Genomic DNA, 24611 nt, shown 5'->3' with positions numbered 1-24611 from the left:
TGGATCAATGTGTGCTTGAGCAGGTTGTATGGGTTCCCGGCAAGAAGTGCTGTTTTATCGACTAGACTTCGACTTTTCGCCGATTTTGCCGTTTCAGTCCTTTAGTAAAATCGATCCTTGAGATGCCATTGGGCACCTCGACAAAATGTTGCGCGTGAACAAGCCGGCGGAAACGCAGTCTGTTCTGCATCGAATATTTATTTGCCGGTGCGCCTTGATGGCGCGTCGCTACCTTGAGATAGCCGTCCTCCATGTTTGGTTCCAACGACGACAAGAAGACCCCAGCCGCGGCTGGCGAAAAGAAAGGCCTGTTCGGATGGCTGCGCAAAAAGCCGCAGGAAACCGTCGTCGAACAGCCACAAGTCCCTGTCGAGCCTGCCCCGGCTCCCGCTCCCGTGATAGAGCAAGCCCCGGTTGCCGAAGTCTCCGCTCCTGTGGTGTCGCCGATCGTCGAGCCGATCCGGCAGCCTGAACAGCCTGAACAGCCCGCACCAGCGGCCGAAGCTGCTCCTGCGCCAGAACTGCCGCTGACCCCCGATCCCGAGCACAAGCCCTGGCTGACCCTGCCGGTGGCGGAAGAACCGGTGGCGCTGGTGGAAGACGAGCAGGCGCCGCACATTACTCCGCCGATTCCGGCCGCGACCGATCTGCAGCAAGCCGCCGAGCTGTTGGTGGCCGAGTTGGCACACAGCAGCGAGCCAACTGAAGCCCAGGCGCAGATCGAAGAAGAGGACGTGCCACAACCGGTGATCGCGGCTTTCGTGAAGCCCGAACCTGTTCCAGAACCGGAGCCTGCCCCGGTTGTCGTTGCTCCAGTTGCTCCAGTTGCTCCAGTTGCTCCAGTTGCTCCAGTTGCTCCAGTTGCGGCGGTCGAAGCGCCCGCTGTCGCTGAGCCGCCCCGTGCCGAGGAAAACAAGGTCGGCTTCTTCGCCCGCCTCAAGCAGGGCCTGTCCAAGACCAGCGCCAGCATCGGCGAAGGCATGGCCAGCCTGTTCCTGGGCAAGAAGACCATTGACGACGAGTTGCTGGAAGATATCGAGACCCGCCTGCTGACCGCCGACGTGGGCGTGGAAGCCACCGCGGTGATCATTCAGAACCTGACTCAGAAGGTCGCGCGTAAACAGCTGACCGATGTCGATGCGCTGTACAAGTCGCTGCAGGCCGAACTGGCGAGCATGCTCAAGCCGGTGGAGCAGCCGCTGCGGATCGCTTCGCAAACCAAGCCGTTCGTGATTCTGGTGGTGGGCGTCAACGGCGCCGGCAAGACCACCACCATCGGCAAGCTGGCCAAGAAGCTGCAGCTCGAAGGCAAGAAGGTCATGCTCGCCGCGGGCGACACCTTCCGCGCCGCGGCGGTGGAACAGCTGCAAGTCTGGGGCGAGCGCAACAAGATCCCGGTCATCGCCCAGCACACCGGCGCCGATTCGGCTTCGGTGATCTTCGACGCCGTGCAGGCCGCCAAGGCCCGTGGCATCGATGTGCTGATCGCCGACACCGCCGGTCGCCTGCACACCAAAGACAACCTGATGGAAGAGTTGAAGAAGGTTCGCCGGGTGATCGGCAAGCTGGACGCCGACGCGCCGCACGAAGTGCTGCTGGTGCTCGATGCCGGTACCGGCCAGAACGCCATCAACCAGGCCAAGCAGTTCAACCAGACGGTCGAGCTGACCGGCCTGGCCCTGACCAAGCTCGATGGCACCGCCAAGGGCGGGGTGATCTTCGCCCTGGCCAAGCAGTTCGGCCTGCCGATCCGTTACATCGGCGTCGGTGAGGGCATTGACGACCTGCGTACCTTTGAGGCCGAACCCTTTGTCCAGGCACTGTTTGCCGAGCGGGAGCGTTCATGATTCGTTTCGAACAGGTCGGTAAGCGTTACTCGAATGGCCATGTCGGCCTGCACGAGCTGAGTTTCCGGGTTCGTCGCGGCGAGTTTCTGTTCGTCACCGGCCACTCCGGCGCCGGCAAGTCCACGCTGCTGCGGTTGCTGCTGGCCATGGAGCGCCCAACCAGCGGCAAGCTGCTGTTGGCCGGTCAGGACCTGAGCACCATCAGCAATGCGCAGATTCCGTTCCTGCGGCGGCAGATCGGCGTGGTGTTCCAGAACCACCAACTGCTGTTCGATCGCACCGTTTTCAACAACGTCGCCTTGCCACTGCAGATCCTCGGCCTGTCCAAGGCTGAAATCGCCAAGCGCGTGGACTCGGCCCTGGAGCGCGTGGCGCTCTCGGACAAGACCGATCTCTACCCGGGCGACCTGTCCACCGGTCAGCAGCAGCGCGTCGGCATTGCCCGCGCCATCGTGCACCGTCCGGCCTTGCTGCTGGCGGACGAACCCACAGGTAACCTCGACCCGCGTCTGGCGGCGGAAATCATGGGCGTATTCGAAGATATCAACCGTCTGGGCACCAGCGTGCTGATCGCCAGTCACGACCTGGCGCTGATCGCGCGCATGCGTCACCGCATGCTGACCCTGCAACGCGGCCGATTGATCGGCGACGGGGAGGCTGGCGTATGAGTGCGACCCGTAGCCCCAAAGTGGCCGAACGCGTGGCTCCGAAAGCCTCGGACCAGCCGCCGCAGAAGAAAAAGCGCGACGAAGACGACGGTCCGGATTTCGGCACCCTGCTGCACGCCTGGATCGAAAGCCACCGCGCCAGCCTGCTGGACAGCCTGCGTCGCCTGGGCAAGCAGCCGATCGGCAGCTTCTTCACCTGCCTGGTGATGGCCGTGGCCCTGAGCCTGCCGATGGGCTTGTCGTTGTTGCTCAACAACGTCGAGCGCCTGGGCGGGTCCTGGCAGCGCGCGGCGCAGATTTCCCTGTACCTGGAACTCGACGCCAGCGCCACCGAGGGCGAAAGCCTGAGCGAGCAGATCAAGGCCATGCCGGGCGTGGCGGATGCCGAGTTCATCAGCAAGGACAAGGCCCTGGACGAGTTCCAGCAGCAGTCCGGGCTGGGCGAGGCGCTCAAGGAGTTGCCGCAGAACCCGCTGCCGGGCGTGGTCCTGGTCACGCCGAACGAAGTGGATAAGGCAACCCTGGAAGCCTTGCGTCAGCGCCTGGCCCAAATGCCCAAGGTGCAACAGGCGCAACTGGACCTGGTGTGGGTCGAGCGGCTGGCGGCGATCCTCAAGCTGGGCGACCGGTTTGTCTTCGGTCTGACGGTGTTGCTGGTTTCTGCATTACTTTTGGTGATAGGCAATACCATTCGTCTTCATATTGAAAACCGCCGCACCGAGATAGAAGTGATTAAACTCGTCGGCGGCACGGACAGTTATGTGCGGCGTCCCTTCCTTTATATGGGCGCCCTGTATGGCTTCGGTGCGGGGATTCTGTCCTGGGGTGTTCTGGCGTTCGGCCTCGACTGGCTGAACGACGCGGTAGTGGGGCTGGCCGGTTTGTACGGCAGTGATTTTGCCCTGGCTGGCGTGCCGGTCGCCGATGGTCTATCACTCTTGCTTGGCGCGGTGTTGTTGGGGTATATCGGTGCGTGGATTGCAGTCGCCCGCCACTTGCGGGAGCTGGCGCCGAAATAGTGTCTTTTTGCTTGTATTGACCTTTTAGAATTTTTGGGAACTTGTTTTGCGGTTTCCGGTCAATTTTCAGCAGTGCTGAATAAGCACGAGTTATGTGAGTCGGAGGTTTTTTCGTATGACCACTTCTTTGCAACCTGCTTATGCCTTGGTCCCAGGTGCGAACCTGGAGGCCTATGTGCACACGGTGAACAGCATTCCATTGCTGACGCCCGAGCAGGAGCGTGAACTGGCCGAGAGTCTCTACTATGAGCAGGATCTTGAGGCGGCTCGGCAGATGGTGCTCGCCCACCTGCGTTTTGTCGTACATATCGCCCGTAGCTATTCCGGCTACGGTCTGGCCCAGGCCGACCTGATTCAGGAAGGCAATGTCGGGCTGATGAAGGCTGTAAAACGCTTCAACCCGGAAATGGGTGTGCGTCTGGTTTCGTTCGCCGTGCACTGGATCAAGGCGGAAATCCACGAGTTCATCCTGCGCAACTGGCGCATCGTGAAAGTCGCGACCACCAAGGCCCAGCGCAAGCTGTTCTTCAACCTGCGCAGCCAGAAGAAGCGTCTGGCCTGGTTGAACAACGAAGAAGTCCATCGTGTGGCGGAAAGCCTCGGTGTGGAGCCGCGCGAAGTGCGCGAGATGGAAAGCCGCCTGACCGGCCATGACATGGCCTTCGACCCAGCCGCCGAAGCGGATGACGACAGCGCCTTTCAATCGCCGGCCAACTACCTGGAAGACCACCGGTACGATCCGGCCCGTCAGCTGGAAGATGCCGACTGGACCGACAACTCCACCAGCAACCTGCACGAGGCGCTGGAAGTGCTGGACGACCGCAGCCGCGACATTCTCTACCAGCGCTGGCTGGCGGAAGAGAAAGCCACGCTGCACGACCTGGCGCAGAAGTACAACGTCTCGGCCGAGCGTATCCGTCAGCTCGAGAAGAGCGCGATGAACAAGCTCAAACTGTCGATTGCCGCGTAATACACCACGCAATAAAAAACGCCCCGATCCGATCGGGGCGTTTTTGTTTGTGGCGTTGGAGCGGTGGTGTCTGTGGGGATGCTATTGCGAGCAAGCTTCGCTCCTACAGAAGAAGACGCGGGCCTGTGGCGCGATCAGATCCTGGGCATCACTGCGCCCACAGCGCCTTGCGCGAATCGTTCAGGCCCAGCAGGTAGCTGTCGCCACCCAACTGGCTCATCTGCCGGCGGATCCAGCCGGCCCGTTGTGCCACGTAGCCGCTCGGATGGCTGGCGCTCCATACCCGAGGGTTGGGCAGGACCGCGGCCAGCAGGCTGGCCTGTTGCCGCGACAGCGAGCCCGCGCTGACACCGAAGTGGTGCCGCGCCGCGGCCTCGGCGCCAAATACGCCTTCGTCCCACTCGGCGCTGTTGAGGTAGACCTCGAGAATCCGTTGTTTGGGCCAGAAGATCTCGATCAGTCCGGTGAACCAGGCTTCCAGCCCTTTGCGCAGCCAACTGCGCCCAGACCACAGGAACAGGTTCTTCGCCACCTGCTGGCTCAGGGTGCTGGCGCCGCGAATCGAGCCGCCGCGCTCGTTGTGGGCAAAGGCGGCCTGGATCGCGCCAATGTCGAACCCCCAGTGCTCAGGGAACTTCTGGTCTTCGCCGGCGATCACCGCCACCTTCAGGTCGTCGGAGATTTCGTCCCAGGGTTTCCAGCTGCGTTGCAGGTCGATGGGTTCGCCGTCGATCCAGGATTCGATCTTGCGTTCGACCATCAAGGCCGTGCCCGGAGGCGGCACGACGCGGAACACCAGCACCAGCAAAACGCTGCCGGCGGCGAACCAGAGCAGGGCTTTAGAGAAACGACGGAAAAATAAACGCAGCATAGAGATGGCTTGGCCGAACCCATTGAGCGCGCCATTATACAGGCCCGACCGACGATTCTGACTGGAGTTCCTCATGCTGCGTGGCTTCCTGATGCTGGCCGCCTTTTTCGGCTTTACCGGCGTTGCCCTGGGCGCATTTGCCGCCCACGGCCTGAAAAATCGCCTGAGCGCGGAATACCTGGCGATTTTCCATACTGGCGTCACCTACCAGCTGGTGCATACCCTGGCGCTGCTGGGTGTGGCGCTGCTGGCCACGCAGATTCCCGGCCGCCTGGTGGCCTGGGCCGGTGCTTCATTCGCCATCGGCATCCTGCTGTTTTCCGGCAGCCTCTACCTGCTGACCCTGACCGGTTTCAGCAAGCTGGGCATCGTCACCCCCTTCGGTGGCCTGGCCTTCCTGGTCGGCTGGTTGTGCCTGGGTCTTGCCGCCTGGCGGTTGAGCTGACCGGCAGGTCCATTTCGAGACGAATGGCTTGGGTCGGCCAGACTGATCGGGCTAGAATGCTGGCCCCTAAAAATGATGGCGGCATTCGGCATGCGCATTCAATTGAACGGCGAATCCTTTGAACTGCCCGACGGAGAAACCGTTGCGGCCCTGCTGACCCGTCTGGACCTGACCGGACGCCGGATCGCGGTCGAACTCAACCTGGATATCGTCCCGCGCAGCCAGCACGCCGAGACCACCCTCAACGAGGGCGATCAGGTCGAAGTAGTGCACGCCATCGGCGGCGGCTAGCCACCCGGGCCAGGGCTGGCCCCACCCACGCATTCTGCAAGAACCTCACCCCAACAGAGGATTTCCGATGAGCAACGTTCGCAGCGACAAGCCTTTCGTCCTGGCCGGTCGTACTTACCAGTCGCGTTTGCTGGTAGGCACCGGCAAGTACCGTGACATGGAAGAAACCCGCCTGGCCATCGAAGCCTCGGGGGCCGAGATCGTCACCGTCGCCGTGCGCCGGACCAATATCGGGCAGAACCCGGGCGAACCGAACCTGCTGGATATCCTGCCGCCGGATCGCTACACCATCCTGCCGAACACCGCCGGCTGCTATGACGCGGTCGAGGCCGTGCGCACCTGCCGCCTGGCCCGTGAGCTGCTCGACGGTCACAATCTGGTGAAGCTGGAAGTGCTGGCCGACCAGAAAACCCTGTTCCCCAACGTGCTGGAAACCCTCAAGGCCGCCGAAGTGCTGGTCAAGGAAGGTTTCGACGTGATGGTGTACACCAGCGATGACCCGATCATCGCCCGCCAGCTGGCGGAAATGGGCTGCATCGCGGTCATGCCGCTGGCCGGCCTGATCGGTACTGGCCTGGGGATCTGCAACCCGTACAACCTGCAGATCATTCTCGAAGAAGCCAAGGTCCCGGTGCTGGTGGATGCCGGTGTCGGCACTGCCTCCGACGCCACCATTGCCATGGAACTGGGTTGCGAAGCGGTGCTGATGAACTCGGCCATCGCCCATGCGCAACAACCGGTGCTGATGGCCGAAGCCATGAAGCACGCCATTGTGGCAGGCCGCCTGGCGTACCTCGCCGGTCGCATGCCGAAGAAACTCTATGCCAGCGCCTCCTCGCCGCTGGATGGTCTGATCAAGTAAGAGCCATTGATGACTGAATCAAACGACACGCCAATCCAGCCGGAAGCCGGCGACGAGCGCCAACACCGCCGCATCAAGAGTTTCGTGATGCGCGCCGGGCGCATGACCGAAGGCCAGCAGCGCGGCTTGGAGCAGGGCGCGCCGCTGTATGTGCTGCCGCTGGCCGACGCGCCGGTGGATTTCGATCAGGTGTTTGGTCGCTCGGCGCCACGCTCCCTGGAAATCGGCTTCGGCATGGGCCACTCGCTGCTGGAAATGGCCGCGGCCGCGCCGGAGCAGGATTTCATTGGTGTGGAAGTGCACCGTCCGGGTGTCGGCGCGTTGCTCAACGGCGTGCTGACCCAGGGCCTGACCAACCTGCGGGTCTACGATTGCGATGCGATTGAAGTGCTCAACCGCTGCATCGCTGATAACAGCCTGGATCGCCTGATGCTGTTTTTCCCCGATCCGTGGCACAAGAGCCGTCACCACAAGCGGCGTATCGTCCAGGCGTCCTTCGCCGAGCTGGTGCGCAGCAAGCTGAAGGTCGGCGGCATCCTGCATATGGCCACCGACTGGGAGCCTTATGCCGAGTACATGCTGGAAGTGATGAATGTCGCGCCGGGTTACCGCAACCTGGCCGAAGACGGCAAGTGTGTGCCACGCCCGGCCGAGCGTCCGATCACCAAGTTCGAGCGCCGCGGCGAGCGCCTGGGCCATGGGGTGTGGGATCTGAAGTTCGAAAAGCAGTCCTAAGCATCACGCAATACCTCCTACAGTCGTTTTTGGGGTGCATTCAAGATTGGTGGCGATCCGCCGAAAGCTCTACGTCCACCACTTGTAAAGGAAGACGAGTCTTGAAAGCCATTTTCGCCTGTACGCTGGTTCTGGGTTTATTGTTTTGCGCAGCCTGCGAACGGGTAGTCACCCCTGAGGAATACTTTGCAAGTGCGCAGAGAACGGCGGTAAAGATCGAGCGGGAAGCCAATGAGCGCATCAGGCGAGAGGCCGCCGGGGAAACGCTCGAATACACCCCGGAGCAATTGCGCGTTGCAGAGGGCGATATTGAAGCGCTTGCCGATAATTTGAAGCACGCATCGGATGGCGGACACACGCTGGCAACGTACATGCTGGCCAGTCTGCAGGACAATCCGATGTTCTCTGAGCGAACCCGCCTGGAGACTTGCGGCCTGTACCAGAAAGCCATGGATCAAGGGTTACTGGCTGCCGCGGTGGGTTACTACCATTTGTGCGACAAAGCCTATGAACGGTCTGATTTGCACAACGCCGATCATTTGAAATTCCTGCGGTCGCTGGAACAGTTGTTGAGCAAATCCGACGCTCATGCTGGCGATTATCCGCTTCAGGCCAAGCGCTCCCTGTGTTTCCTGGACGAAAGGGCGCCGCAAACGCAGCAAGGTGTGGCGGCGGCCATGCGCGCCCGCGCTGTCGCGTTGATGTTGTCAGAAGAACAATATCGGGCTGAAGCCAATTACATTCTTGCGCTGACACGGGTAAACGCCAGCGACCGGCACGACAGTCAGAGCATTGTGTATCTGGATAACGCTGAAGCGCTGGGCTGCCAGGACTATTACGGGCTCAGCGCGATGATCCGCCATGAGGTCAAATCCAGCGTTAAATAGATGACCCCTGTGGGCGGGAAGCATGGCGTCCATATTCATTTTGGGTTGTTTTCGGCTCAGCGACGATCGGCGACGACCCCAATGAGTATCAGGACAACCAACAGCACCGGCGCCAGGCTGTAGTTGTTGAACTGGCTCAGGCCGCGGACGATCCACGGCGTGGCGTAGATCAGTGCGGCACCGCTGCCGATCATGCACAGCAGCGCCATCATCGGTACGCGCAGGGCGCCGGCGAGGCCGCCCAGGCGTGCTTCGACCCAGCCCTTGATATCGGCGCCGAACAGCACCAACAGGCAGCCGACGAGGGCCAGGGAGATTTCTGAAAGGTTGCTGCGACTCCAGCGGGACACGGTAGCGAGCAGGTCGAGTATCAAATCCATTCGTTTTCCCTTAGGGCTGAAATCAGCTCAGAAATTTCTGCAGCAAGTCATTGAGGAACAGCTGGCCGCGCGGGGTGGCGGCCAGGCGTGACGGTTCGACCTGCAACAGGCCGCTTTGTTCGGCGTCGCGGCGACCTTCGGCGAGGCTTTCCAGGGGCAGCCCGGTACGCTCCGGATACAGCCGCGCCTCGACGCCTTCGGTCAGGCGCAGGGCGTTCATCAGAAACTCGAACGGCAGCTCTTCGTTGCTCAGGTCCTTCTCGCCGGCCTTGAAGTTTTTCGTCGGGTTGAGGTAGTCCTTGGGCAGGCGGGTCTTCCAGGTGCGCACGATGCGCCCGTCCGGATGGCTGAGCTTGCCGTGTGCCCCGGCGCCGATGCCAATGAAGTCGCCGAAGCTCCAGTAATTGAGGTTGTGCCGGGCTGCCCGGCCGGGCTGGGCATAGGCCGAGACTTCGTACTGGACGTAGCCATGCTCGGCCAAAAGCGCCTGGCCGGCTTCCTGGATGTCCCACAGGGTGTCGTCTTCCGGCAGCGTCGGCGGCTGGTTCCAGAACACCGTATTGGGTTCCAGGGTCAGCTGGTACCAGGACAGGTGGGTCGGCTTCATGGCGATGGCCTGGCGCAGGTCGCCCAGGGCGTCGTCCAGGGACTGGTCGGGCAGGCCGTGCATCAGGTCCAGGTTGAAGTTGTCGAACCCGGCCTGGCGCGCCATGCCGGCGGCGCGCACGGCTTCGTCGCCATTGTGGATGCGGCCCAGGGCCTTGAGCTTGTCTTCCTGGAAGCTCTGGATGCCGATCGACAGGCGATTGATGCCCAGGGCGCGATAGGCGGTGAACTTCTCCTGTTCGAAGGTCCCGGGGTTGGCTTCCAGGGTGATCTCGATGTCGCGGGCGAACGGGATGCGTTGCTCCACGCCTTTGAGCAACCGGCCCAGGGCCTGGGCGCTGAACAGGCTCGGCGTACCGCCGCCGAAGAAGATCGAACTCAGCTCGCGGCCGTAGACGGCGGACAGGTCCTGGTCGAGGTCGGCCAGCAGGGCGTCGACGTACTCTTCTTCCGGCAGCACCGGGCTGGCGGCGTGGGAGTTGAAGTCGCAGTAAGGGCATTTGCGTACACACCACGGGATGTGGATGTACAGCGCCAGGGGCGGCAGCTGGGGCAGGGCCGCCCGGGGCGTTTGCGCACCGCCGAGAATCAGCGGTGGCGCGGACGAATCAATGGTCATTGCAGGCTCAGGCGTTGCCGCAGAATGGCCATGGCGCGGGCGCGATGGCTGAGTTGGTTCTTTTGGATCGGGTCCAGCTCGGCGCTGGAGCAGTTGCGCTCCGGCACCCAGAACAGCGGGTCGTAGCCGAAACCGTGTTCGCCGCTGGCGGCCGTGAGGATGCGCCCGTGCCACAGGCCTTCGCAGAGGATCGGCAGTGGATCCTCGGCATGCCGCACCAGCGCCAGCACACAGACGAACTGCGCGCCGCGCTCGGCCTCGGGAACGTCCTTCAGGGCGTCCAGCAGCTTGGCGTTGTTCGCCGCGTCGCCCTGGCCGTCGGCGTAACGCGCCGAGTAGATGCCTGGCGCGCCGCCGAGGAAGTCCACCGCCAGGCCGGAATCGTCCGCCAGCGCCGGCAGGCCGGAAATGCGCGAAGCGTTGCGGGCCTTGAGGATGGCGTTCTCGACGAACGACAGGCCGGTTTCTTCCGGTTCGACGCTGCTGAACTCGCCGATCGAGCGCAGGTGCACCGAGTCGCCGAGCATGGCCTGGAGTTCCTTGAGCTTGCCGGCGTTATGGCTGGCCAGTACAAGTTGGGTAAAAGTCATCATTCGCCGGGGAAAAGCTCTTGGTTGAAGTTGATGGTGTTGATCGCGTCACCGGTCTGCACCTTGATTTCGAAGGTGCGGGTTTCCTGCTGTTCCACCGGGTACTGGGCGATGTAGTAGATCGCGCCCTGTTCGGTGACCTGCTTGAATTTCAGCGGCACCGACTGGCTGGTCAGGTCCTTGACGGTCCCGGTGACCTGGGCGACCAGCGGTTTGCCGGCCTTGAGCACGGAAACGTTGATCACGCCCTGGTTCTTGCTGCGCACCAGCTCCGCGGCCTTGGCGATATCCGGTTGCAGGAAGGTGGAGTTGAAGGTGTTGTAGTGCACGGTCACGTCACCGAACACTTCCTGGCGCTCGCCCTTGATGGGCTCGGCGGCCATCGCCGATGCGCTCAGGCACGCTGCCAATAGAAAAGTAACCAAGCGACCCATGATCGTTCTCCTTTTGAACCTGGTTTATACCGCGATCTGGTGATCCTGCAGGCCGGGGCTGCTGACGCGGTAGATGCCGATCTCACCTAACAGATTAGGCCATAGCTTACTGGCCCACCCGTGCCGGTGCTGTTGATCCACCGCAAGGCGATCGATGACCTTGGCTTCACGTTCGCGGCAAAGCTCTTCAAAGTCCTCGAACGTGCAGAAGTGAATGTTCGGCGTGTTGTACCAGGTGTACGGCAGGAATTCGGAGACCGGCATCCGCCCCTTGCTGGCCAGGTACCAGCGGCAGCGCCAGTGGCCGAAGTTGGGGAAGGTGATGATGCACTGGCGGCCGACCCGCAGCATTTCGTCGAGGATCCGGTCCGGGTAGTGCACGGCCTGCAGGGCCTGGGTCATGACCACGATGTCGAAGCTGTTGCTGGCGAAGTTGCCCAGGCCCTTGTCCAGGTCCTGCTCGATGACGTTGATGCCCTTGGCCACGCACTCGGCGATGTTGTCCGGGTCGTTTTCCAGGCCGTAGCCGGTGACTTGCTTGTGATCGCGCAGCCAGCTCAGCAGTTCGCCATTGCCGCAACCGAGGTCGAGCACGCGGCTGCCGGCGGGGATCCATTCTTGGATGATTTCCAGATCGGCTCTCATGGCGTCCTCACAGCGTTATACGGTTCATGTAGTTGCCGAACGCCTGCAGGTAACGCGGGATCGGAATCAGAAAGGCGTCGTGGCCCTGTGGGGCATCGATTTCCAGGTAGCTGACGTCCTTGCGCGCGGCCATCAGGGCATCCACCAGCTCCCGCGAGCGGGCCGGGGAGAAGCGCCAGTCGGTGGTGAAGGACATCACGCAGAACTTGGCCTTGGCGCCTTCGAAGGTTTTCGCCAGGTTATCGTCGAAGTTCGCCGCCGGATCGAAGTAATCCAGGGCCTTGGTCATCAGTAGGTAGGTGTTGGCGTCGAACCGCCCGGAGAACTCCTCGCCCTGATAACGCAGGTAGCTTTCGACCTGGAACTCGACGCTGTGGAAGTCGTAGTTGAGCTTTTCGCTCTTCAGGCCACGGCCGAATTTCTCGCCCATGGAGTCGTCGGACAGGTAGGTGATGTGCCCGACCATCCGCGCCAGCATCAGCCCGCGCTTGGGGATCACGCCCTGTTCCTGGAACGAACCGCCGTGGAATTCGGGGTCGGTGAGGATGGCCTGGCGCGCCACTTCGTTGAAGGCGATGTTCTGCGCCGACAGCTTGGGCGCCGAAGCGATGGCCAGGCAATGGCGCACCCGGTCCGGGTAGGTGATGGTCCATTGCAGGGCCTGCATGCCGCCCAGGCTGCCGCCGATCACAGCGGCCCACTGCGGGATGCCGATGCGGTCGGCCAGGCGCGCCTGGCTGTGCACCCAGTCTTCCACGGTCAGCACCGGGAAATCGGCGCCGAACGGCTTGCCGGTGTCCGGGTTGACGCTGCTAGGGCCGGTGGAGCCGTTGCAGCCGCCGAGGTTGTTCAGGCTGACGACGAAGAACTTGTTGGTGTCGATCGGCTTGCCCGGGCCGATGCAGCTGTCCCACCAGCCCGGTTTGCGGTCGTCGGGGCTGTGGTAGCCGGCGGCGTGGTGATGGCCGGACAGGGCGTGGCAGATCAGCACGGCATTGCTCGCCGTGGCGTTCAGCTGGCCGTAGGTCTCGTAGATCAGATCATAGGCTGGCAGGGAGCGGCCGCAGGCCAGGGCCAGGGGCTCGCTGAAATGCGCCACTTGCGGCGTCACCAGACCAACGGAATCGGCGGGAAAGGCAGTTGGCATCGACCCTGCTCTCGTTTAAATGAGGCGTAAGTCTAAAGACCGCTGCCCCCAGCGGCAAGCAAAGGCCGGGGCTGATTCTCCCGCGACTTGTGACGAACCTTGTAGCCGCTGCCGCAGGCTGCGATCGGCTCCACAGGAGACGTGCTCTTGAGGGCCTCGAAGGGCCTTCGGCCCTTATCGCAGCCTACGGCAGCGGCTACAGAGAGTGATCAGGATGGACGCTGTAATTCCGGCAGGTCCGGCAGTTTCTTCGGCGCGTTGATCCGCACCCGTTTCTGCCGGTTCAGCTCGCCGCTGATCAGGCTGACCTGGCTCTTGGACACGCCGAACGCCTTGGCCAGGAACGCCATCAGATAGGCGTTGGCCTTGCCCTCCACCGGCGGCGCGGTGAGGCGGATCTTCAGGCGCTCGCCATGCAGCCCGGCGAAATCATCGCTACGGGCCGCAGGTTGCAGGTGGCACTCCAGGATCAGATCGTCGCCGTCCCAGCGAAAGTAACTCATCACAGAGGCCGGGTCAGATCAGCAGACGCAGGATTTCCGGCATCATGGTCATGGCCGCCAGGTTGTTGATCACCAGCATGTCGATCAGCTTGAGCACCATGAACGCCAGGATCGGCGAGATATCCAGGCCGCCCATGCTCGGCAGGATGCGACGGAACGGCGCCAGGGCCGGCTCGCAGATCTGGTTGACCAGCTCGGCGCCCGGGTTATGGCTGCCCGGGGCGACCCAGGAAAGGATCACGCTGATGATCAGGGCGAAGAAGAAAATCTTCATGAACAGTGCGGTCACACCAATGATCGACCAGATCAGCAGTTGCAGCGGGTTGCCGGTGGTGCCGTAGGTCAGCAGCAGGGTCAGGGCCATCAGCAGCAGTTGCACGACGATCGCCAGGATCAGCGACGACATGTCCAGGCCGAACAGGCTCGGGATGACCCGGCGCATCGGCTTGAGCAGCGGCTGGGTGGCGCGCACGGCGAACTGGCACAGCGGGTTGTAGAAGTCGGCGCGTACCAGTTGCAGCACGAAGCGCAGCAGCACGATCAGCAGGTACAGGCTGCCCAGGGTTTGCAGCACGTACACCGCCGCAGTGTTCAATCCAATCATCATTGGCTCCTTATTGGCCCAGTTGTTCGGCCATCTCGGCCGAGCGGTGCGCGGCGGCACCCAATGCTTTTTCCACCAGGGCTTCGAAGCCACTGGCCTGGAACGACTTGATCGCGGCTTCCGTGGTCCCGGCCGGCGAGGTCACGCGGCGGCGCAGTTCAGCCGCGTCCACGTCGCTGGACACCGCCATGTGCGCCGCGCCCAGCGCGGTTTGCAGGGTCAGTTGGCGGGCGGTTTCCCGTGGCAGACCGAGTTTCTCGCCGGCGGCGGTCATGGCTTCGATCAGCAGGAAGAAATACGCCGGGCCGCTGCCGGACACCGCGGTCACCGCGTCCAGTTGCTGCTCCTGTTCCAGCCACAGGACGATGCCCACGGCCGACAGCAGTTCTTCGGCCTGCTGGCGTTGCGCCGCGCTCACCGCGGCGGTGGCGTACAGGCCGCTGGCGCCCTGGCGCAGCAGGGCCGGGGTGTTGGGCATGCAGCGCACGATCGGCTGCTCGCCGAGCCACTTGTTCATGCTGGCGCAGGTGATGCCGGCGGCGATGGACACGATCAACTGGTGCGGTTTCAGGCTGGGGCGCAGGGCTTCGCACACGGCCTTCATGGCCTGTGGCTTGACCGCCAGCACCACCACGTCGACGCCGTCGATGGCTTCGGCGTTGTCGGCGAACAGTTCAATTCCGTGCTCGGCCTGGACCTTGGCGCGGGTTTCGGCACCCGGGTCGCTGGCGCGGATCTGGCTGGCGTCCAGGCCCTTGGCGCGCAGGCCGCCGATCAAGCTGGCAGCCATGTTGCCGGCGCCGATAAAGGCGATACGAGTCTTGCTCATGACAGGTCCTTATTCAGAGGTGAGGCCGCCACAGTCATGGCTGGCCATAATCGCGGGCACCAAACAGGGCGGTACCGATACGTACCCAGGTGGCGCCTTGGGCAATGGCCGCTTCGAGGTCGTGGCTCATGCCCATGGAAAGTGTGTCGGTTGGCAGGTCCAGGCTTTCGCGCAGGTTTTCGTTCAGGCTGCGCACGGCCGCGAAGGCAGCGTCCTGGGCGGCACGATCTTCAGTCGGCTCGGGAATCGCCATCAGCCCGCGCAGTTTCAGGCGCGGCAAGGCGCTGATGGCGCTGGCCAGGGCCGGCAGGTCGGCCGGCGTACAGCCAGACTTGCTGGCCTCGCCACTGACATTGACCTGAATGCAGATGTTCAACGGCGGCAAGTCGGCCGGGCGTTGCTCGGACAGGCGTTGAGCGATTTTCAAGCGATCCACGGAATGCACCCAGGCGAAGTTCTCGGCGATAGCTCGCGTCTTGTTCGACTGAATGGGGCCGATGAAGTGCCAACTCAAGGGCAGGTCGCCAAGTTCCGCCTGTTTGCCCAGGGCTTCTTGCAGGTAGTTCTCGCCGAAGTCGCGCAGACCGGCCGCGTAGGCTTCACGCAGCGCCGCGGCGGGCTTGGTCTTGCTCACGGCCAGCAGATGGATGCTGCTTTCGTCACGTTGCGAGGCCTGCGCCGCGGCACGGATCCGTGCGCTAACCAGGGCGATGTTGTCTGCTATCGTGGACATTCGATGTACGCCAGCGGGTCTTGGGTTCGCGGCATTCTACTGGAATTGGGGAACGCTATGGATATCACTGAGTTGCTGGCCTTCAGCGTCAAACAGGGCGCTTCGGACCTGCACCTCTCGGCCGGTTTGCCGCCGATGATTCGCATCGACGGCGATATTCGCCGGATCAACCTGCCGGTGCTGGAGGCGCAACAGGTGCATGAGCTGATCCTGGCCAGCATGACTGATCCGCAACGGGCCGAGTTCAAGGCCGCGCTGGAGATCGACTTTTCCTTCGCGGTGCCGGGCCTGGCGCGCTTTCGGGTCAATGCCTTCAACCATCAGCGTGGCGGTGGCGCGGTCTTTCGCAGCATTGCGGCCAAGGTGCCGGGCCTGGACGAGCTGGGCATGGGTGAGGTCTTTCGGCGCATCAGCGAAGTGCCCCGCGGCCTGGTGCTGGTGACCGGGCCGACCGGTTCGGGCAAGTCGACCACCCTGGCGGCGATGATCGATCACCTGAACCAGAGCCGGCACCAGCACATCCTCACCATCGAGGACCCCATCGAGTTCATCCACGAATCGAAGAAGTGCCTGATCAACCAGCGCGAGGTGCATCGCGACACCCGCAGCTTCTCCACGGCCCTGCGCTCGGCCCTGCGCGAAGACCCGGATGTGATTCTGGTGGGGGAAATGCGCGATCTGGAAACCATCCGCCTGGCGCTGACCGCCGCGGAGACCGGGCATCTGGTGTTCGGCACCCTGCACACCACGTCGGCGGCGAAAACTGTGGACCGGGTGGTGGACGTGTTTCCGGCCGAGGAGAAGGCGATGGTTCGCTCCATGCTCTCGGAGTCGCTGCAGGCGGTGGTTTCCCAGACGCTGGTGAAGCGTATCGGTGGAGGCCGGGTAGCGGCTCACGAGATCATGCTGGGCAGCGCGGCGATCCGTAACCTGATCCGCGAGGACAAGGTGGCGCAGATGTACTCGGCGATCCAGACCGGCGGGGCACTGGGGATGCAGACCCTGGACATGAGCCTGAAGGCGCTGGTGGATGCGGGGCTGGTCAGCCGGGAGCACGCCCGGGAAAAGGCGCGGGCGCCGGACAGTATTTGAAGAGGTATCGGGGCGGCAAATGCAATCGCGAGCCATCGAGCGTGGTGGCTCGATGACTCGCGATCAGGGAGGGCGATCAGCGCTGAACGATGCGCAGGGTGTTCTGCTCTTTTGGCAGGACCCGCTTGGCCACTACGTAGTTCTTGTCCCAGTACGGCTTCTTCAGGGTATCGATGGTCACCGACTTGCCGCGGCGCGGCGCGTGGATGAAGCGATCGTTGCCCAGGTAGATGGCGACGTGGTTGACCCGGCGGCTCTTGAGGTTGAAGAACAGCAGGTCGCCAGGCTTGAGGTCCTTGCGCTCGACTTTCTGCCCGTGACCGCTGGCCATGGCGTTCGAGGTGCGCGGCAGATCGACGGCGGCGACGTCGTTGAAGGCGTATTTCACCAGGCCGCTGCAGTCGAAGCCTTTACTTGGGCTGCTGCCGCCCCAACGGTAAGGAGTACCCAGTACGTTGACGGCACGGCTGAGCACGGTGCTGCTCTGCTTGGCCGCCATCTGCGGTACCGGCTTGCTGCTGACGCTGCTCAGGTGAGTCGGGCGTTTGACCGACAGCTTGTTCTTGGAGCTGTTCTTGCTGATTTGGGTGACGTGGGCTTTTGGAGTGAAGCCGTTCACGTTGGGAAGACGTTGCTCACGATTGGTGGCGTGGGCAGCCAGTGGCATCAATAGGCAAATGGTTAGCCATGTCTTGAAAAATGGACGCATTAGGCAAGGCTCATATGGGTTAGCGCGCAACTTTATAACAGCTTTTTTGTCACTTCTCAGGCCGTTGGTCGATTCAACCTGGAGGTCAAATTCGCTGAAGAGGCGGCAAATTGACGCAATTGTCCGACAGAAGTCAGGCAGTACAAGGGTTTCATGGCAGCGACCTTAACATTTGCCACACGTCGGCTGCCTGTAAAAAAGTCACAAAGAATTAAAGAAAATTTATCTATTGCGTGGAACGAGGTACTCAATGAACACCTATCGCCCGGACGGTTCGACCCATGACACCCACAGCAAGGTGATCGGTTACCTGTTGTGGATTTTCGGTTTTACCGGCTCCCACCGCTTCTATTACGGCAAGCCAGTTACCGGAACCATCTGGTTTTTCACCCTGGGCTTGCTGGGCATCGGCTGGCTGATCGACCTGTTCCTGATCCCGGCCATGGACCGTGAGGCCGACCTGCGTTTTACCCCGGGACCCATCGAATACAGCGTCGCCTGGATCCTCCTGACCTTTCTCGGGATCTTCGGCGTGCACCGCATGTATCAGGGCAAATGGATCAGCGGCCTGCTGTACCTGCTGACTGGCGGGGTGTTCTTTCTGGGGGTCTTGTATGACTTCTGGACGCTGAACGACCAGGTGTCGTTGCGTAACGCGCAGCGGCGTTAAGTATCGAGAGCGTCATCGCGGGCAAGCCCCGCTCCTACGGATGTTTTATCTGTAGGAGCGAGCGGGCGGCGATCCGACTTGTCCGCGATAACAGGTGCCGCAGGACTCAGCCCTTGTGGCTGATCCGTCCATCCACCAGGGTGTAACGCACCACGCCCGGCAGGCTATGGCCGAGGAACGGGCAGTTCTCGCCTTTCGACAACCAGTGTTCGCCAGCCACCGTGGACGTGCTCGGGTCGAACAGCACCAGGTCCGCCGGAGCGCCCACCGCCAGCTTGCCGGCTGGCAGGCGCAGGGCGTCGGCCGGGCCGCTGCTCAGGCGGGCCAGCAGGGTCGACAAGTCGAGCAGACCGTCTTCCACCAGGGTCATGGCCAGCGGCAGCAGCAGCTCGACGCTGCTGATGCCCGGCTCGGTGGCGCCGAAAGGCGCCAGCTTGGCGTCGCGTTCGTGGGGCTGGTGATGGCTGGAGATGGCCTGGACCACCCCGGACTTCACGGCCTCGCGCAGGCCTTCGCGGTCGGCGCGCGAGCGCAGCGGCGGCTGGACGTGATAGAGGCTGGAGAAGTCGATCAGCGCGTCGTCGGTGAGGATCAGCTGGTACAGGGCCACGTCGGCGGTCACCGGCAGGCCACGGGCCTGGGCCTGGGCGATCAGGGCCACGCCCCGGGCGCTGGTCAGCTGGCTGAAGTGGGCGCGCACGCCGCTTTGCTCCACCAGCAGCAGGTCACGGGCCAGGGCCACGGTTTCCGCGGTTTCCGGAATGCCCGGCAGGCCGAGGAAGCTGGCGGTGGCGCCTTCGTGGGCCAGGCCGCCTTCGGCCAGGTCGCGGTCCTGGGAGTGGAAAATCACCGTCAGGTCGAAGGTCGCCGCGTACTCCAGCGCCCGGCACAGCGTACGGGTGCTGCGAAAGCCCTCCAGGCCGTTGCCGAAGGCCACGCAACCGGCGTCGCGCAGGGCGATCAGCTCGGCCAGCTGTTCGCCGTCCAGGCCTTTGCTCAGGGCGCCGATCGGGAACACCTTGGTGTTGCCGGCCTCGCGGGCGCGATCGAGGATCAGCTCGGCCACCGCCGAGGTGTCCAGCACCGGCTTGGTGCGCGGCGGGCAGCACAGGCTGGTGACGCCACCGGCCGCGGCGGCGCGGGTTTCGCTGGCGATGGTGCCTTTGCGGCTGTAGCCCGGCTCGCGCAGGGAGACGTTCAGGTCCACCAGCCCGGGCGCGGCCACCAGGCCCTTGGCGTCGAGGCTTTCAACCGCGCTGAAACCGGCGGGCGCGGCGCCGATGGCGACGATCTTGCCGGCTTCCAGATGGATATCGCTGACTTGATCCAGGCCGCTGCTTGGATCGATGACACGGGCGCCGAGAATGCTGAGCTTCACTGGGCGTTCTCCTGCTCGAATTGTCGCTGGGCGGTCTGCCCGCTCATGGCCATGGACAGTACGGCCATGCGTACCGCGATGCCGTAGGTCACCTGGTTGAGGATCACCGAGTGCGGACCGTCGGCCACCGCCGATTCGATCTCCACGCCGCGGTTGATCGGGCCCGGGTGCATGACGATGGCGTCCGGCTTGGCGCCGGCCAGGCGCGCGGTGGTCAGGCCGAACAGGCGGTAGAACTCGCCCTCGCTCGGCAGCAGGCCGCCCTGCATGCGCTCACGCTGCAGGCGCAGCATGATCACCACGTCGACGTCTTTCAGGCCTTCGGCCATGTCGGTGTAAACCTTCACCCCGTATTGCTCGATGCCGATCGGCAGCAGGGTCTTGGGCGCGATCACGCGGATGTCCGGGCAACCCAGGGTTCTCAGGGCCAGCATGTTCGAGCGCGCCACCCGCGAGTGCAGGATGTCGCCGACGATGGCCACCGAGAGGTTTTCGAAACCGCCCTTGTGCCGACGGATGGTGAGCATGTCGAGCATGCCCTGGGTCGGGTGGGCGTGGCGGCCGTCGCCGCCGTTGATGATCGCCACCTGCGGGCACACATGCTCGGCGATGAAGTGCGCGGCGCCGGAGTCGCCGTGGCGCACGACGAACATGTCGGCGGCCATGGCTTCGAGGTTGCGCAGGGTGTCGAGCAGGGTTTCACCCTTGCTGGCCGAGGAGGTGGACACGTTGAGCGTGATCACGTCCGCCGACAGGCGCTGGGCCGCCAGTTCGAAGGTGGTGCGGGTGCGGGTGGAGTTTTCGAAGAACACGTTGCACACGGTCTTGCCGCGCAGCAGAGGGACTTTCTTCACCGCCCGGGCGCCGACTTCGAGGAAGGAGTCGGCGGTGTCGAGGATTTCCGTCAGCAGCTCGCGACGCAGACCGTCGAGCGAGAGGAAGTGGCGCAGCTGGCCCTGATCGTTGAGCTGCAGCGGGCGCTTGGCGTCTAGAGGCGTCATCGCAATGGACTCTTTAGAGGGGCGAATTAAAGGGCGAGGTCTTGAAGCTCGAGTTGAAGCGGCGCAGGACCGGACAATTTTACCCGCTCGTGGGCGGCCAGCGACAGGGTGGCGCCGACCACGTTCGGACGAATCGGCAGCTCGGCGGCGTCCAGGTCCAGCAGGCAGACCAGGGTCACGCTGGCCGGGCGGCCGTAGTCGAACAGCTCGTTGAGGGCGGCGCGGATGGTGCGGCCGCTCATCAGCACGTCGTCGATCAGGATCAGGTGCTGGCCCTCGATCTCGAACGGCAGCTCGGAAGGGCGCACTTGCGGATGCAGGCCGTTCTGGCTGAAGTCGTCGCGGTAGAAGGACACATCCAGGGTGCCCAGCGGCGCGTCGCTGCCCAGTTCGGCGAGCAGGGCCTGGGCGACCCAGACGCCGCCGGTACGGATGCCGATATAGCGGGGCTCGCTGATGGCGCGTTGTTCCAGGTGGGCGGTGAGACGCACGGCCATCTGGCTGATCAGTTCGGCGGGATTGGGCAGGCTCATGATTGCTCCTTCGTGGGCCCGCGCCTGGTTGCATGCAGCAAGGCGCAGGGTCTTACGGCTGGTGTTGTGGCCAGGAGGCGCGTGGTCGGGGGTTGACCACGCATCTTCAGGATTCGGCGTTTCAGTTGTTCAACAGCGCTGCGTTTTCGTCGAGCCAGCCTTGCAGCAGCAGGGCGGCGGCGATGGCGTCGACCGGGTTGTCGCGGTAACTGCCTTTCTGGCCGCCGCGGGCCAGGCGTTCGCCCTTGGCCTCGAAGGTGGTCAGGCGTTCGTCATGGGTATAGAAGGGCAGGTTGTAGCGGCCATTGAGGCGCCGGGCGAATTTCTCGGCGCGCACGCACATCTCGCTCGGGGTGCCGTCCATGTTCAATGGCAGGCCGACCACCACCGCATCCGGCTTCCATTCCTTGATCAGGGCTTCGACCTGATTCCAGTCCGGCACGCCGTTCTGCGCCTTCAGGGTGCACAGCTCGCGGGCCTGGCCGGTGATGGCCTGGCCTACCGCCACGCCGATCTGCTTGGTGCCGTAGTCGAACCCGAGGATCAGTCGCAGGGCCATCAGGCGTGGCCCGCCTGGCTGGTCAGCAGGGCGAGGTTGATGCCCAGGTGCCTGGCCGCCGCCTCCAGGCGCAGTTCGCTGCTGGTGTTGAACAGGATGTCGGCGTCGAACGGGCAGGTCAGCCAGGCGTTGTCCGCCAGCTCGGCTTCCAGCTGCCCGGCTTCCCAGCCGGCATAACCGAGGGCGATCAGGCTTTTGGCCGGACCGACGCCATCGGCGATGGCGAACAGCACGTCCTGGGACGTCGACAGCGACAGGCCATCAAGCTCGACCGTGGCCTGGAAGGTCGGGCCGCTGGGGTGCAGGACAAAACCGCGATCGGTCTGCACCGGGCCGCCGATGAAGATCGGCACATGCTGGCAGAGCGCTGGCGGGTCGATCTCGGGGCGCAATTGCTCGAGGATATCGGCGAGGTTCAGGTCCTGCGGACGGTTGACCACCAACCCCATGGCGCCATTGGCATTGTGCTCGACGATGTAGGTCAAGGTGTGCGCAAAGTTCGGGTCGGCCATGTGCGGCATGGCGATCAGGAAGTGATGCTTGAGGTAGCTGGGGCTGACGTTTTTCATGAGCGCTAGTGTGGCGGTGGAGGGGCGAACTGACAAGCTGGGGATGCTCTCATTCCCCATGAATCCTGTAGCCGCTGTCGAGCCTGCGAGGCTGCGTACGACTGCGCAGCAGGCGCAAATCTGCCCGCACGGTTTGCCTGGCACACCGCATGGACATTTTTTGCCGCCGCTACGCGCCCGTACGCAGCCTCGCAGGCTCGGCAGCGGCTACAAGAGGTAGGGAGTCAGTTGCTGGACAGCCGGTCGCCGCGGGCGAACTTCCAGGTGCGGATGATCTCCAGGCGGTCGATATCCGACAGGTCACCGGTAAAGGGCGCGAACGGTGCCGCCAGGCGTACGATGCGTTGCGCCGCCTGGTCCAGCAGCGGCTGGCCGGAGGACTCCAGCACCAGCACCTCGTACAGAGAACCGTCGCGGTTGATCGAGACCATCAGCCGCAGGTTGCCGTAGATCTGCTTGCGCCGGGCTTCTTCCGGGTAGTTGAGGTTGCCGATGCGCTCGACCTTCTTGCGCCACTCGTCCTTGTACCAGGCGCCCTTGTCGCGCATGGTCGAGGCCGCGCTCAGGCGGTGGATGCGCGGGCGCTTGGCGTACAGCTGCTGCTCCTGGGCCAGTTCGGCCTCCAGGCTGGCGATGTCGCTGGACAGCTGCTCGCTGTCGAACGTCGGCACGGGAACCTTGGGTTTGGCCTCGGTCTTGACCTCTTCACGCTTGGTGACGGTCTTTTTCGGCTTCGGCGCGGTAGTGGCGACCGCGGCCTTGGGCGCGGCTTCCTTGACCTCGGTCTTGGCCGGAGGCGGCGGGGTGACCTTATTGACTTTGTTTTCCTGGAACGGCGCCACTTCGGTGGTCTTCGGGATCGCTTTCTTGTCCAGGGTGCCGCTGCCTTGCTGGTTTTCCTGGGCGAGGAAATCGGCCTTCTTCGGCTTGGTCTCGCTCTTGAAAGTGGCCAGGGTAATTTCCAGGGTCTTGCTGATCTGCTTGGGTTCGGCGAAGGAGAAACCCAGGCCGAGAATCAGCGCGATATGCAGCAGGGCGGCCAGGAACAGGGTAAACCCCAGGCGATCGGCCGGGCGCACGCCGCTGTGGGCCAGCTCGGGGGGCAGATCGGAAGGGAGAGCCATCAGCGGTTCACAAAAGTCATCAGCGGTTCAACATCACAAAAAGCATCACAAGACCAACATCGCGCGTTTCACAGGCGGCGCATGATAACGCAATGTTGGTTTGTGCTTGGCAGTTCTGGATCAACGAGCCTTGAGCTTCTGATCGATGGCATCCATCAGCATTGCGCCGATGTTGGTGCCAAAGGCGTTGTCGATCTCGCGGATGCAGGTCGGGCTGGTGACGTTGATTTCGGTCAGGTGCTCGCCGATCACGTCGAGCCCCACGAACAGCAGGCCTTTCTCGCGCAGGGTCGGGCCGACCTGTGCGGCGATCCAGCGATCTTTCTCGGTCAGCGGCCGGGCTTCGCCACGGCCACCGGCGGCAAGGTTGCCACGGGTTTCACCCTGGGCGGGAATCCGCGCCAGGCAGTAATCCACAGGTTCGCCGTCGATCATCAGGATGCGTTTGTCGCCATCGACGATGGCCGGCAGGTACTCCTGGATCATGATCTGCTGCTTGCCATGCTGGGTCAGGGTTTCGAGGATCACCGAGAGGTTCGGGTGGCCAGCGGTGTGACGGAAGATCGACGAACCGCCCATGCCGTCCAGCGGCTTGAGGATCACGTCGCCGTGATGGTCGGCGAATTCGCGCAACACGTCCGGACGACGGCTGACGATGGTCGGCGGCGTGCACTGCGGGAACAGGGTGGCGAACAGCTTTTCATTGCAGTCACGCAGGCTCTGCGGCTTGTTGACCACCAGCACGCCGTCGCGCTCGGCCTGTTCCAGCAGGTAGGTGGAGTAGACGAACTCCATGTCGAACGGTGGGTCCTTGCGCATCAGGATCACGTCCAGCTCGCTCAGGGCGCTGTCGGTCTCGGCTTCCAGTTCGAACCACTTGTGCGGGTCGGCGAACACCTTCAGCGGACGCATCCGCGCCCGGGCCACGCCACCGGTCGCCTGGTACAGGTCGCGCTGTTCCATATAGAACAGGGTCCAGCCGCGCTCCTGGGCGGCCAGCAGCATGGCCAGCGAGCTGTCCTTCTTATAGGAGATGCTGGCGATAGGGTCCATGACAATCCCGACGCGAACGCTCATGGGCGGTTTCCTCGAAAATTAGTGGGCGCAATGGCTTGCAAAATTGGCGTCAGAGTGGCGTCCGGGCGGTTCCCGGTCAAGGAAAAACCACCGCGCCGGTCGGCCGATAGATTGCATGGGGAGAGTATGCTAAAAAGGCTCGCATGCCGTGCTCAGGCCTTGAACATCAAGGGCTTGAGGCATTGGCCACCAGTACGGGCAGAAAATCGATTCG

General features: G+C 63.2%; 30 protein-coding genes. 11 read left to right on the top strand and 19 right to left on the bottom strand.

Annotated elements, in window-relative coordinates; all coding sequences use genetic code 11:
* The first annotated feature begins 251 nt into the window (after positions 1–251).
* The 4 genes from ftsY to rpoH all read left to right on the top strand — a co-directional run bounded on the left by ftsY (position 252) and on the right by rpoH (position 4504).
* The gene (ftsY, locus tag C4K27_RS29185) at positions 252–1847 is read left to right on the top strand and encodes a signal recognition particle-docking protein FtsY (protein WP_053262992.1); all 1596 of its coding nucleotides are present in this window, start codon (positions 252–254) and stop codon (positions 1845–1847) included.
* On the top strand, positions 1844–2515 hold the full coding sequence (ftsE, locus tag C4K27_RS29180) for a cell division ATP-binding protein FtsE (protein ID WP_007921216.1): 672 nt from the start codon (positions 1844–1846) through the stop codon (positions 2513–2515). Before ftsY ends, ftsE begins: the two co-directional genes overlap by 4 nt.
* Positions 2512–3534, top strand: a complete 1023-nt coding sequence (gene ftsX, locus C4K27_RS29175) for a permease-like cell division protein FtsX (RefSeq protein ID WP_053262991.1) — start codon at positions 2512–2514, stop codon at positions 3532–3534. The genes ftsE and ftsX overlap by 4 nt, the downstream gene beginning before the upstream one ends.
* A gap of 115 nt (positions 3535–3649) precedes the next feature.
* Positions 3650–4504 carry an RNA polymerase sigma factor RpoH gene (gene rpoH, locus C4K27_RS29170; RefSeq protein WP_007921212.1) on the top strand — a complete coding sequence of 285 codons (855 nt, stop codon included), beginning with the start codon at positions 3650–3652 and terminating at the stop codon, positions 4502–4504.
* A 148-nt stretch (positions 4505–4652) separates the two neighbouring features.
* Here rpoH and mtgA read toward each other — a convergent pair whose 3' ends face one another.
* On the bottom strand, positions 4653–5375 hold the full coding sequence (mtgA, locus tag C4K27_RS29165) for a monofunctional biosynthetic peptidoglycan transglycosylase (RefSeq protein WP_009046037.1): 723 nt from the start codon (positions 5373–5375) through the stop codon (positions 4653–4655).
* Positions 5376–5448: 73 nt separating this feature from the next.
* Between mtgA and C4K27_RS29160 the strand changes: the two genes are divergently transcribed.
* The 5 genes from C4K27_RS29160 (at position 5449) to C4K27_RS29140 (ending at position 8595) form a co-directional block, all read left to right on the top strand.
* Positions 5449–5820 (top strand): DUF423 domain-containing protein, encoded by a 372-nt coding sequence (locus C4K27_RS29160; protein ID WP_053262990.1) that lies wholly within the window; start codon positions 5449–5451, stop codon positions 5818–5820.
* Between the two features lie 90 nt (positions 5821–5910).
* Entirely contained in the window at positions 5911–6111 is a 201-nt protein-coding gene (gene thiS, locus C4K27_RS29155) for a sulfur carrier protein ThiS (RefSeq protein WP_007921206.1), read from the top strand.
* A 67-nt stretch (positions 6112–6178) separates the two neighbouring features.
* On the top strand, positions 6179–6973 hold the full coding sequence (locus C4K27_RS29150) for a thiazole synthase (protein ID WP_007921204.1): 795 nt from the start codon (positions 6179–6181) through the stop codon (positions 6971–6973).
* 9 nt (positions 6974–6982) lie between these two features.
* Positions 6983–7708: a tRNA (guanosine(46)-N7)-methyltransferase TrmB gene (gene trmB, locus C4K27_RS29145; RefSeq protein WP_053262989.1), complete on the top strand. Its 726-nt coding sequence runs from the start codon at positions 6983–6985 to the stop codon at positions 7706–7708.
* 101 nt (positions 7709–7809) lie between these two features.
* Entirely contained in the window at positions 7810–8595 is a 786-nt protein-coding gene (locus C4K27_RS29140; protein ID WP_053262988.1) for a hypothetical protein, read from the top strand.
* A 56-nt stretch (positions 8596–8651) separates the two neighbouring features.
* On the opposite strand, the gene C4K27_RS29135 is transcribed toward C4K27_RS29140, so the two are convergent.
* From C4K27_RS29135 to C4K27_RS29090, 10 genes are all read right to left on the bottom strand, one after another.
* Complete coding sequence (locus C4K27_RS29135; RefSeq protein WP_053262987.1) at positions 8652–8975, bottom strand: DUF3392 domain-containing protein; 324 nt, start codon at positions 8973–8975, stop codon at positions 8652–8654.
* A gap of 22 nt (positions 8976–8997) precedes the next feature.
* Positions 8998–10200, bottom strand: a complete 1203-nt coding sequence (hemW, locus tag C4K27_RS29130; RefSeq protein WP_053262986.1) for a radical SAM family heme chaperone HemW — start codon at positions 10198–10200, stop codon at positions 8998–9000.
* The gene (gene rdgB / locus C4K27_RS29125) at positions 10197–10793 is read right to left on the bottom strand and encodes an RdgB/HAM1 family non-canonical purine NTP pyrophosphatase (protein ID WP_009046030.1); all 597 of its coding nucleotides are present in this window, start codon (positions 10791–10793) and stop codon (positions 10197–10199) included. The genes hemW and rdgB overlap by 4 nt, the downstream gene beginning before the upstream one ends.
* Positions 10790–11224 carry a DUF4426 domain-containing protein gene (locus tag C4K27_RS29120; RefSeq protein WP_007921193.1) on the bottom strand — a complete coding sequence of 145 codons (435 nt, stop codon included), beginning with the start codon at positions 11222–11224 and terminating at the stop codon, positions 10790–10792. Before C4K27_RS29120 ends, rdgB begins: the two co-directional genes overlap by 4 nt.
* Before the next feature lie 24 nt (positions 11225–11248).
* Positions 11249–11869, bottom strand: a complete 621-nt coding sequence (gene metW, locus C4K27_RS29115; protein ID WP_007921185.1) for a methionine biosynthesis protein MetW — start codon at positions 11867–11869, stop codon at positions 11249–11251.
* 7 nt (positions 11870–11876) lie between these two features.
* A complete protein-coding gene (gene metX / locus C4K27_RS29110; RefSeq protein WP_053262985.1) occupies positions 11877–13016 on the bottom strand; it encodes a homoserine O-succinyltransferase MetX in 1140 nt (379 codons plus the stop codon).
* Between the two features lie 209 nt (positions 13017–13225).
* The gene (locus C4K27_RS29105; protein WP_053262984.1) at positions 13226–13519 is read right to left on the bottom strand and encodes a DUF167 domain-containing protein; all 294 of its coding nucleotides are present in this window, start codon (positions 13517–13519) and stop codon (positions 13226–13228) included.
* Between the two features lie 13 nt (positions 13520–13532).
* The gene (locus tag C4K27_RS29100; protein WP_007929986.1) at positions 13533–14123 is read right to left on the bottom strand and encodes a YggT family protein; all 591 of its coding nucleotides are present in this window, start codon (positions 14121–14123) and stop codon (positions 13533–13535) included.
* A 10-nt stretch (positions 14124–14133) separates the two neighbouring features.
* Entirely contained in the window at positions 14134–14952 is an 819-nt protein-coding gene (gene proC, locus C4K27_RS29095) for a pyrroline-5-carboxylate reductase (RefSeq protein ID WP_007929984.1), read from the bottom strand.
* Positions 14953–14986: 34 nt separating this feature from the next.
* A complete protein-coding gene (locus tag C4K27_RS29090) occupies positions 14987–15685 on the bottom strand; it encodes a YggS family pyridoxal phosphate-dependent enzyme (protein ID WP_053262983.1) in 699 nt (232 codons plus the stop codon).
* Between the two features lie 57 nt (positions 15686–15742).
* Between C4K27_RS29090 and C4K27_RS29085 the strand changes: the two genes are divergently transcribed.
* Positions 15743–16777 (top strand): type IV pilus twitching motility protein PilT, encoded by a 1035-nt coding sequence (locus C4K27_RS29085; protein ID WP_053262982.1) that lies wholly within the window; start codon positions 15743–15745, stop codon positions 16775–16777.
* Between the two features lie 76 nt (positions 16778–16853).
* Here the strand turns inward: C4K27_RS29085 and C4K27_RS29080 are convergent, their stop codons facing one another.
* Positions 16854–17486 carry a C40 family peptidase gene (locus C4K27_RS29080; RefSeq protein WP_007929981.1) on the bottom strand — a complete coding sequence of 211 codons (633 nt, stop codon included), beginning with the start codon at positions 17484–17486 and terminating at the stop codon, positions 16854–16856.
* A 250-nt stretch (positions 17487–17736) separates the two neighbouring features.
* Between C4K27_RS29080 and C4K27_RS29075 the strand changes: the two genes are divergently transcribed.
* Positions 17737–18156, top strand: coding sequence for an NINE protein (locus tag C4K27_RS29075; protein ID WP_007929980.1), 420 nt, complete (start codon positions 17737–17739; stop codon positions 18154–18156).
* A gap of 106 nt (positions 18157–18262) precedes the next feature.
* On the opposite strand, the gene C4K27_RS29070 is transcribed toward C4K27_RS29075, so the two are convergent.
* From C4K27_RS29070 to gshB, 7 genes are all read right to left on the bottom strand, one after another.
* A complete protein-coding gene (locus tag C4K27_RS29070; protein WP_053262981.1) occupies positions 18263–19534 on the bottom strand; it encodes a dihydroorotase in 1272 nt (423 codons plus the stop codon).
* Positions 19531–20535, bottom strand: coding sequence for an aspartate carbamoyltransferase catalytic subunit (locus tag C4K27_RS29065; protein WP_053262980.1), 1005 nt, complete (start codon positions 20533–20535; stop codon positions 19531–19533). Before C4K27_RS29065 ends, C4K27_RS29070 begins: the two co-directional genes overlap by 4 nt.
* Before the next feature lie 26 nt (positions 20536–20561).
* Positions 20562–21068 (bottom strand): bifunctional pyr operon transcriptional regulator/uracil phosphoribosyltransferase PyrR, encoded by a 507-nt coding sequence (gene pyrR, locus C4K27_RS29060; RefSeq protein ID WP_007929976.1) that lies wholly within the window; start codon positions 21066–21068, stop codon positions 20562–20564.
* 121 nt (positions 21069–21189) lie between these two features.
* Positions 21190–21627 carry a Holliday junction resolvase RuvX gene (ruvX, locus tag C4K27_RS29055; protein WP_009046019.1) on the bottom strand — a complete coding sequence of 146 codons (438 nt, stop codon included), beginning with the start codon at positions 21625–21627 and terminating at the stop codon, positions 21190–21192.
* On the bottom strand, positions 21627–22196 hold the full coding sequence (locus C4K27_RS29050; RefSeq protein WP_053262979.1) for a YqgE/AlgH family protein: 570 nt from the start codon (positions 22194–22196) through the stop codon (positions 21627–21629). Before C4K27_RS29050 ends, ruvX begins: the two co-directional genes overlap by 1 nt.
* A 224-nt stretch (positions 22197–22420) precedes the next feature.
* Positions 22421–23320 carry an energy transducer TonB gene (locus C4K27_RS29045; protein WP_007929970.1) on the bottom strand — a complete coding sequence of 300 codons (900 nt, stop codon included), beginning with the start codon at positions 23318–23320 and terminating at the stop codon, positions 22421–22423.
* 120 nt (positions 23321–23440) lie between these two features.
* A complete protein-coding gene (gene gshB / locus C4K27_RS29040) occupies positions 23441–24397 on the bottom strand; it encodes a glutathione synthase (protein WP_053262978.1) in 957 nt (318 codons plus the stop codon).
* Positions 24398–24611 lie beyond the last annotated feature (214 nt).

It is taken from the genome of Pseudomonas chlororaphis subsp. chlororaphis, from assembly GCF_003945765.1.
In the GTDB taxonomy this organism is placed as follows: Bacteria; Pseudomonadota; Gammaproteobacteria; order Pseudomonadales; family Pseudomonadaceae; genus Aquipseudomonas; species Aquipseudomonas chlororaphis.
The sequence above is the reverse complement of the archived record's forward strand: the minus strand, read 5'-3'. Positions and strand labels throughout refer to the sequence as shown.

Coding starts and splice junctions, on each gene's coding strand:
- metW (WP_007921185.1), bottom strand. CDS start 11,869: ATGAGAGCCGATCTGGAAATCATCCAAGAATGGATCCCCGCCGGCAGC.
- trmB (WP_053262989.1), top strand. CDS start 6,983: ATGACTGAATCAAACGACACGCCAATCCAGCCGGAAGCCGGCGACGAG.
- ftsE (WP_007921216.1), top strand. CDS start 1,844: ATGATTCGTTTCGAACAGGTCGGTAAGCGTTACTCGAATGGCCATGTC.
- rpoH (WP_007921212.1), top strand. CDS start 3,650: ATGACCACTTCTTTGCAACCTGCTTATGCCTTGGTCCCAGGTGCGAAC.
- C4K27_RS29090 (WP_053262983.1), bottom strand. CDS start 15,685: ATGTCCACGATAGCAGACAACATCGCCCTGGTTAGCGCACGGATCCGT.
- pyrR (WP_007929976.1), bottom strand. CDS start 21,068: ATGAGCCTGCCCAATCCCGCCGAACTGATCAGCCAGATGGCCGTGCGT.
- proC (WP_007929984.1), bottom strand. CDS start 14,952: ATGAGCAAGACTCGTATCGCCTTTATCGGCGCCGGCAACATGGCTGCC.
- C4K27_RS29065 (WP_053262980.1), bottom strand. CDS start 20,535: ATGACGCCTCTAGACGCCAAGCGCCCGCTGCAGCTCAACGATCAGGGC.
- ruvX (WP_009046019.1), bottom strand. CDS start 21,627: ATGGCCCTGCGACTGATCCTCGGGTTCGACTACGGCACCAAGCAGATC.
- C4K27_RS29050 (WP_053262979.1), bottom strand. CDS start 22,196: ATGAAAAACGTCAGCCCCAGCTACCTCAAGCATCACTTCCTGATCGCC.
- thiS (WP_007921206.1), top strand. CDS start 5,911: ATGCGCATTCAATTGAACGGCGAATCCTTTGAACTGCCCGACGGAGAA.
- mtgA (WP_009046037.1), bottom strand. CDS start 5,375: ATGCTGCGTTTATTTTTCCGTCGTTTCTCTAAAGCCCTGCTCTGGTTC.
- C4K27_RS29150 (WP_007921204.1), top strand. CDS start 6,179: ATGAGCAACGTTCGCAGCGACAAGCCTTTCGTCCTGGCCGGTCGTACT.
- C4K27_RS29075 (WP_007929980.1), top strand. CDS start 17,737: ATGAACACCTATCGCCCGGACGGTTCGACCCATGACACCCACAGCAAG.
- C4K27_RS29085 (WP_053262982.1), top strand. CDS start 15,743: ATGGATATCACTGAGTTGCTGGCCTTCAGCGTCAAACAGGGCGCTTCG.
- C4K27_RS29080 (WP_007929981.1), bottom strand. CDS start 17,486: ATGCGTCCATTTTTCAAGACATGGCTAACCATTTGCCTATTGATGCCA.
- rdgB (WP_009046030.1), bottom strand. CDS start 10,793: ATGATGACTTTTACCCAACTTGTACTGGCCAGCCATAACGCCGGCAAG.
- C4K27_RS29105 (WP_053262984.1), bottom strand. CDS start 13,519: ATGAGTTACTTTCGCTGGGACGGCGACGATCTGATCCTGGAGTGCCAC.
- C4K27_RS29045 (WP_007929970.1), bottom strand. CDS start 23,320: ATGGCTCTCCCTTCCGATCTGCCCCCCGAGCTGGCCCACAGCGGCGTG.
- hemW (WP_053262986.1), bottom strand. CDS start 10,200: ATGACCATTGATTCGTCCGCGCCACCGCTGATTCTCGGCGGTGCGCAA.
- ftsY (WP_053262992.1), top strand. CDS start 252: ATGTTTGGTTCCAACGACGACAAGAAGACCCCAGCCGCGGCTGGCGAA.
- metX (WP_053262985.1), bottom strand. CDS start 13,016: ATGCCAACTGCCTTTCCCGCCGATTCCGTTGGTCTGGTGACGCCGCAA.
- ftsX (WP_053262991.1), top strand. CDS start 2,512: ATGAGTGCGACCCGTAGCCCCAAAGTGGCCGAACGCGTGGCTCCGAAA.
- C4K27_RS29100 (WP_007929986.1), bottom strand. CDS start 14,123: ATGATTGGATTGAACACTGCGGCGGTGTACGTGCTGCAAACCCTGGGC.
- C4K27_RS29120 (WP_007921193.1), bottom strand. CDS start 11,224: ATGGGTCGCTTGGTTACTTTTCTATTGGCAGCGTGCCTGAGCGCATCG.
- C4K27_RS29135 (WP_053262987.1), bottom strand. CDS start 8,975: ATGGATTTGATACTCGACCTGCTCGCTACCGTGTCCCGCTGGAGTCGC.
- gshB (WP_053262978.1), bottom strand. CDS start 24,397: ATGAGCGTTCGCGTCGGGATTGTCATGGACCCTATCGCCAGCATCTCC.
- C4K27_RS29160 (WP_053262990.1), top strand. CDS start 5,449: ATGCTGCGTGGCTTCCTGATGCTGGCCGCCTTTTTCGGCTTTACCGGC.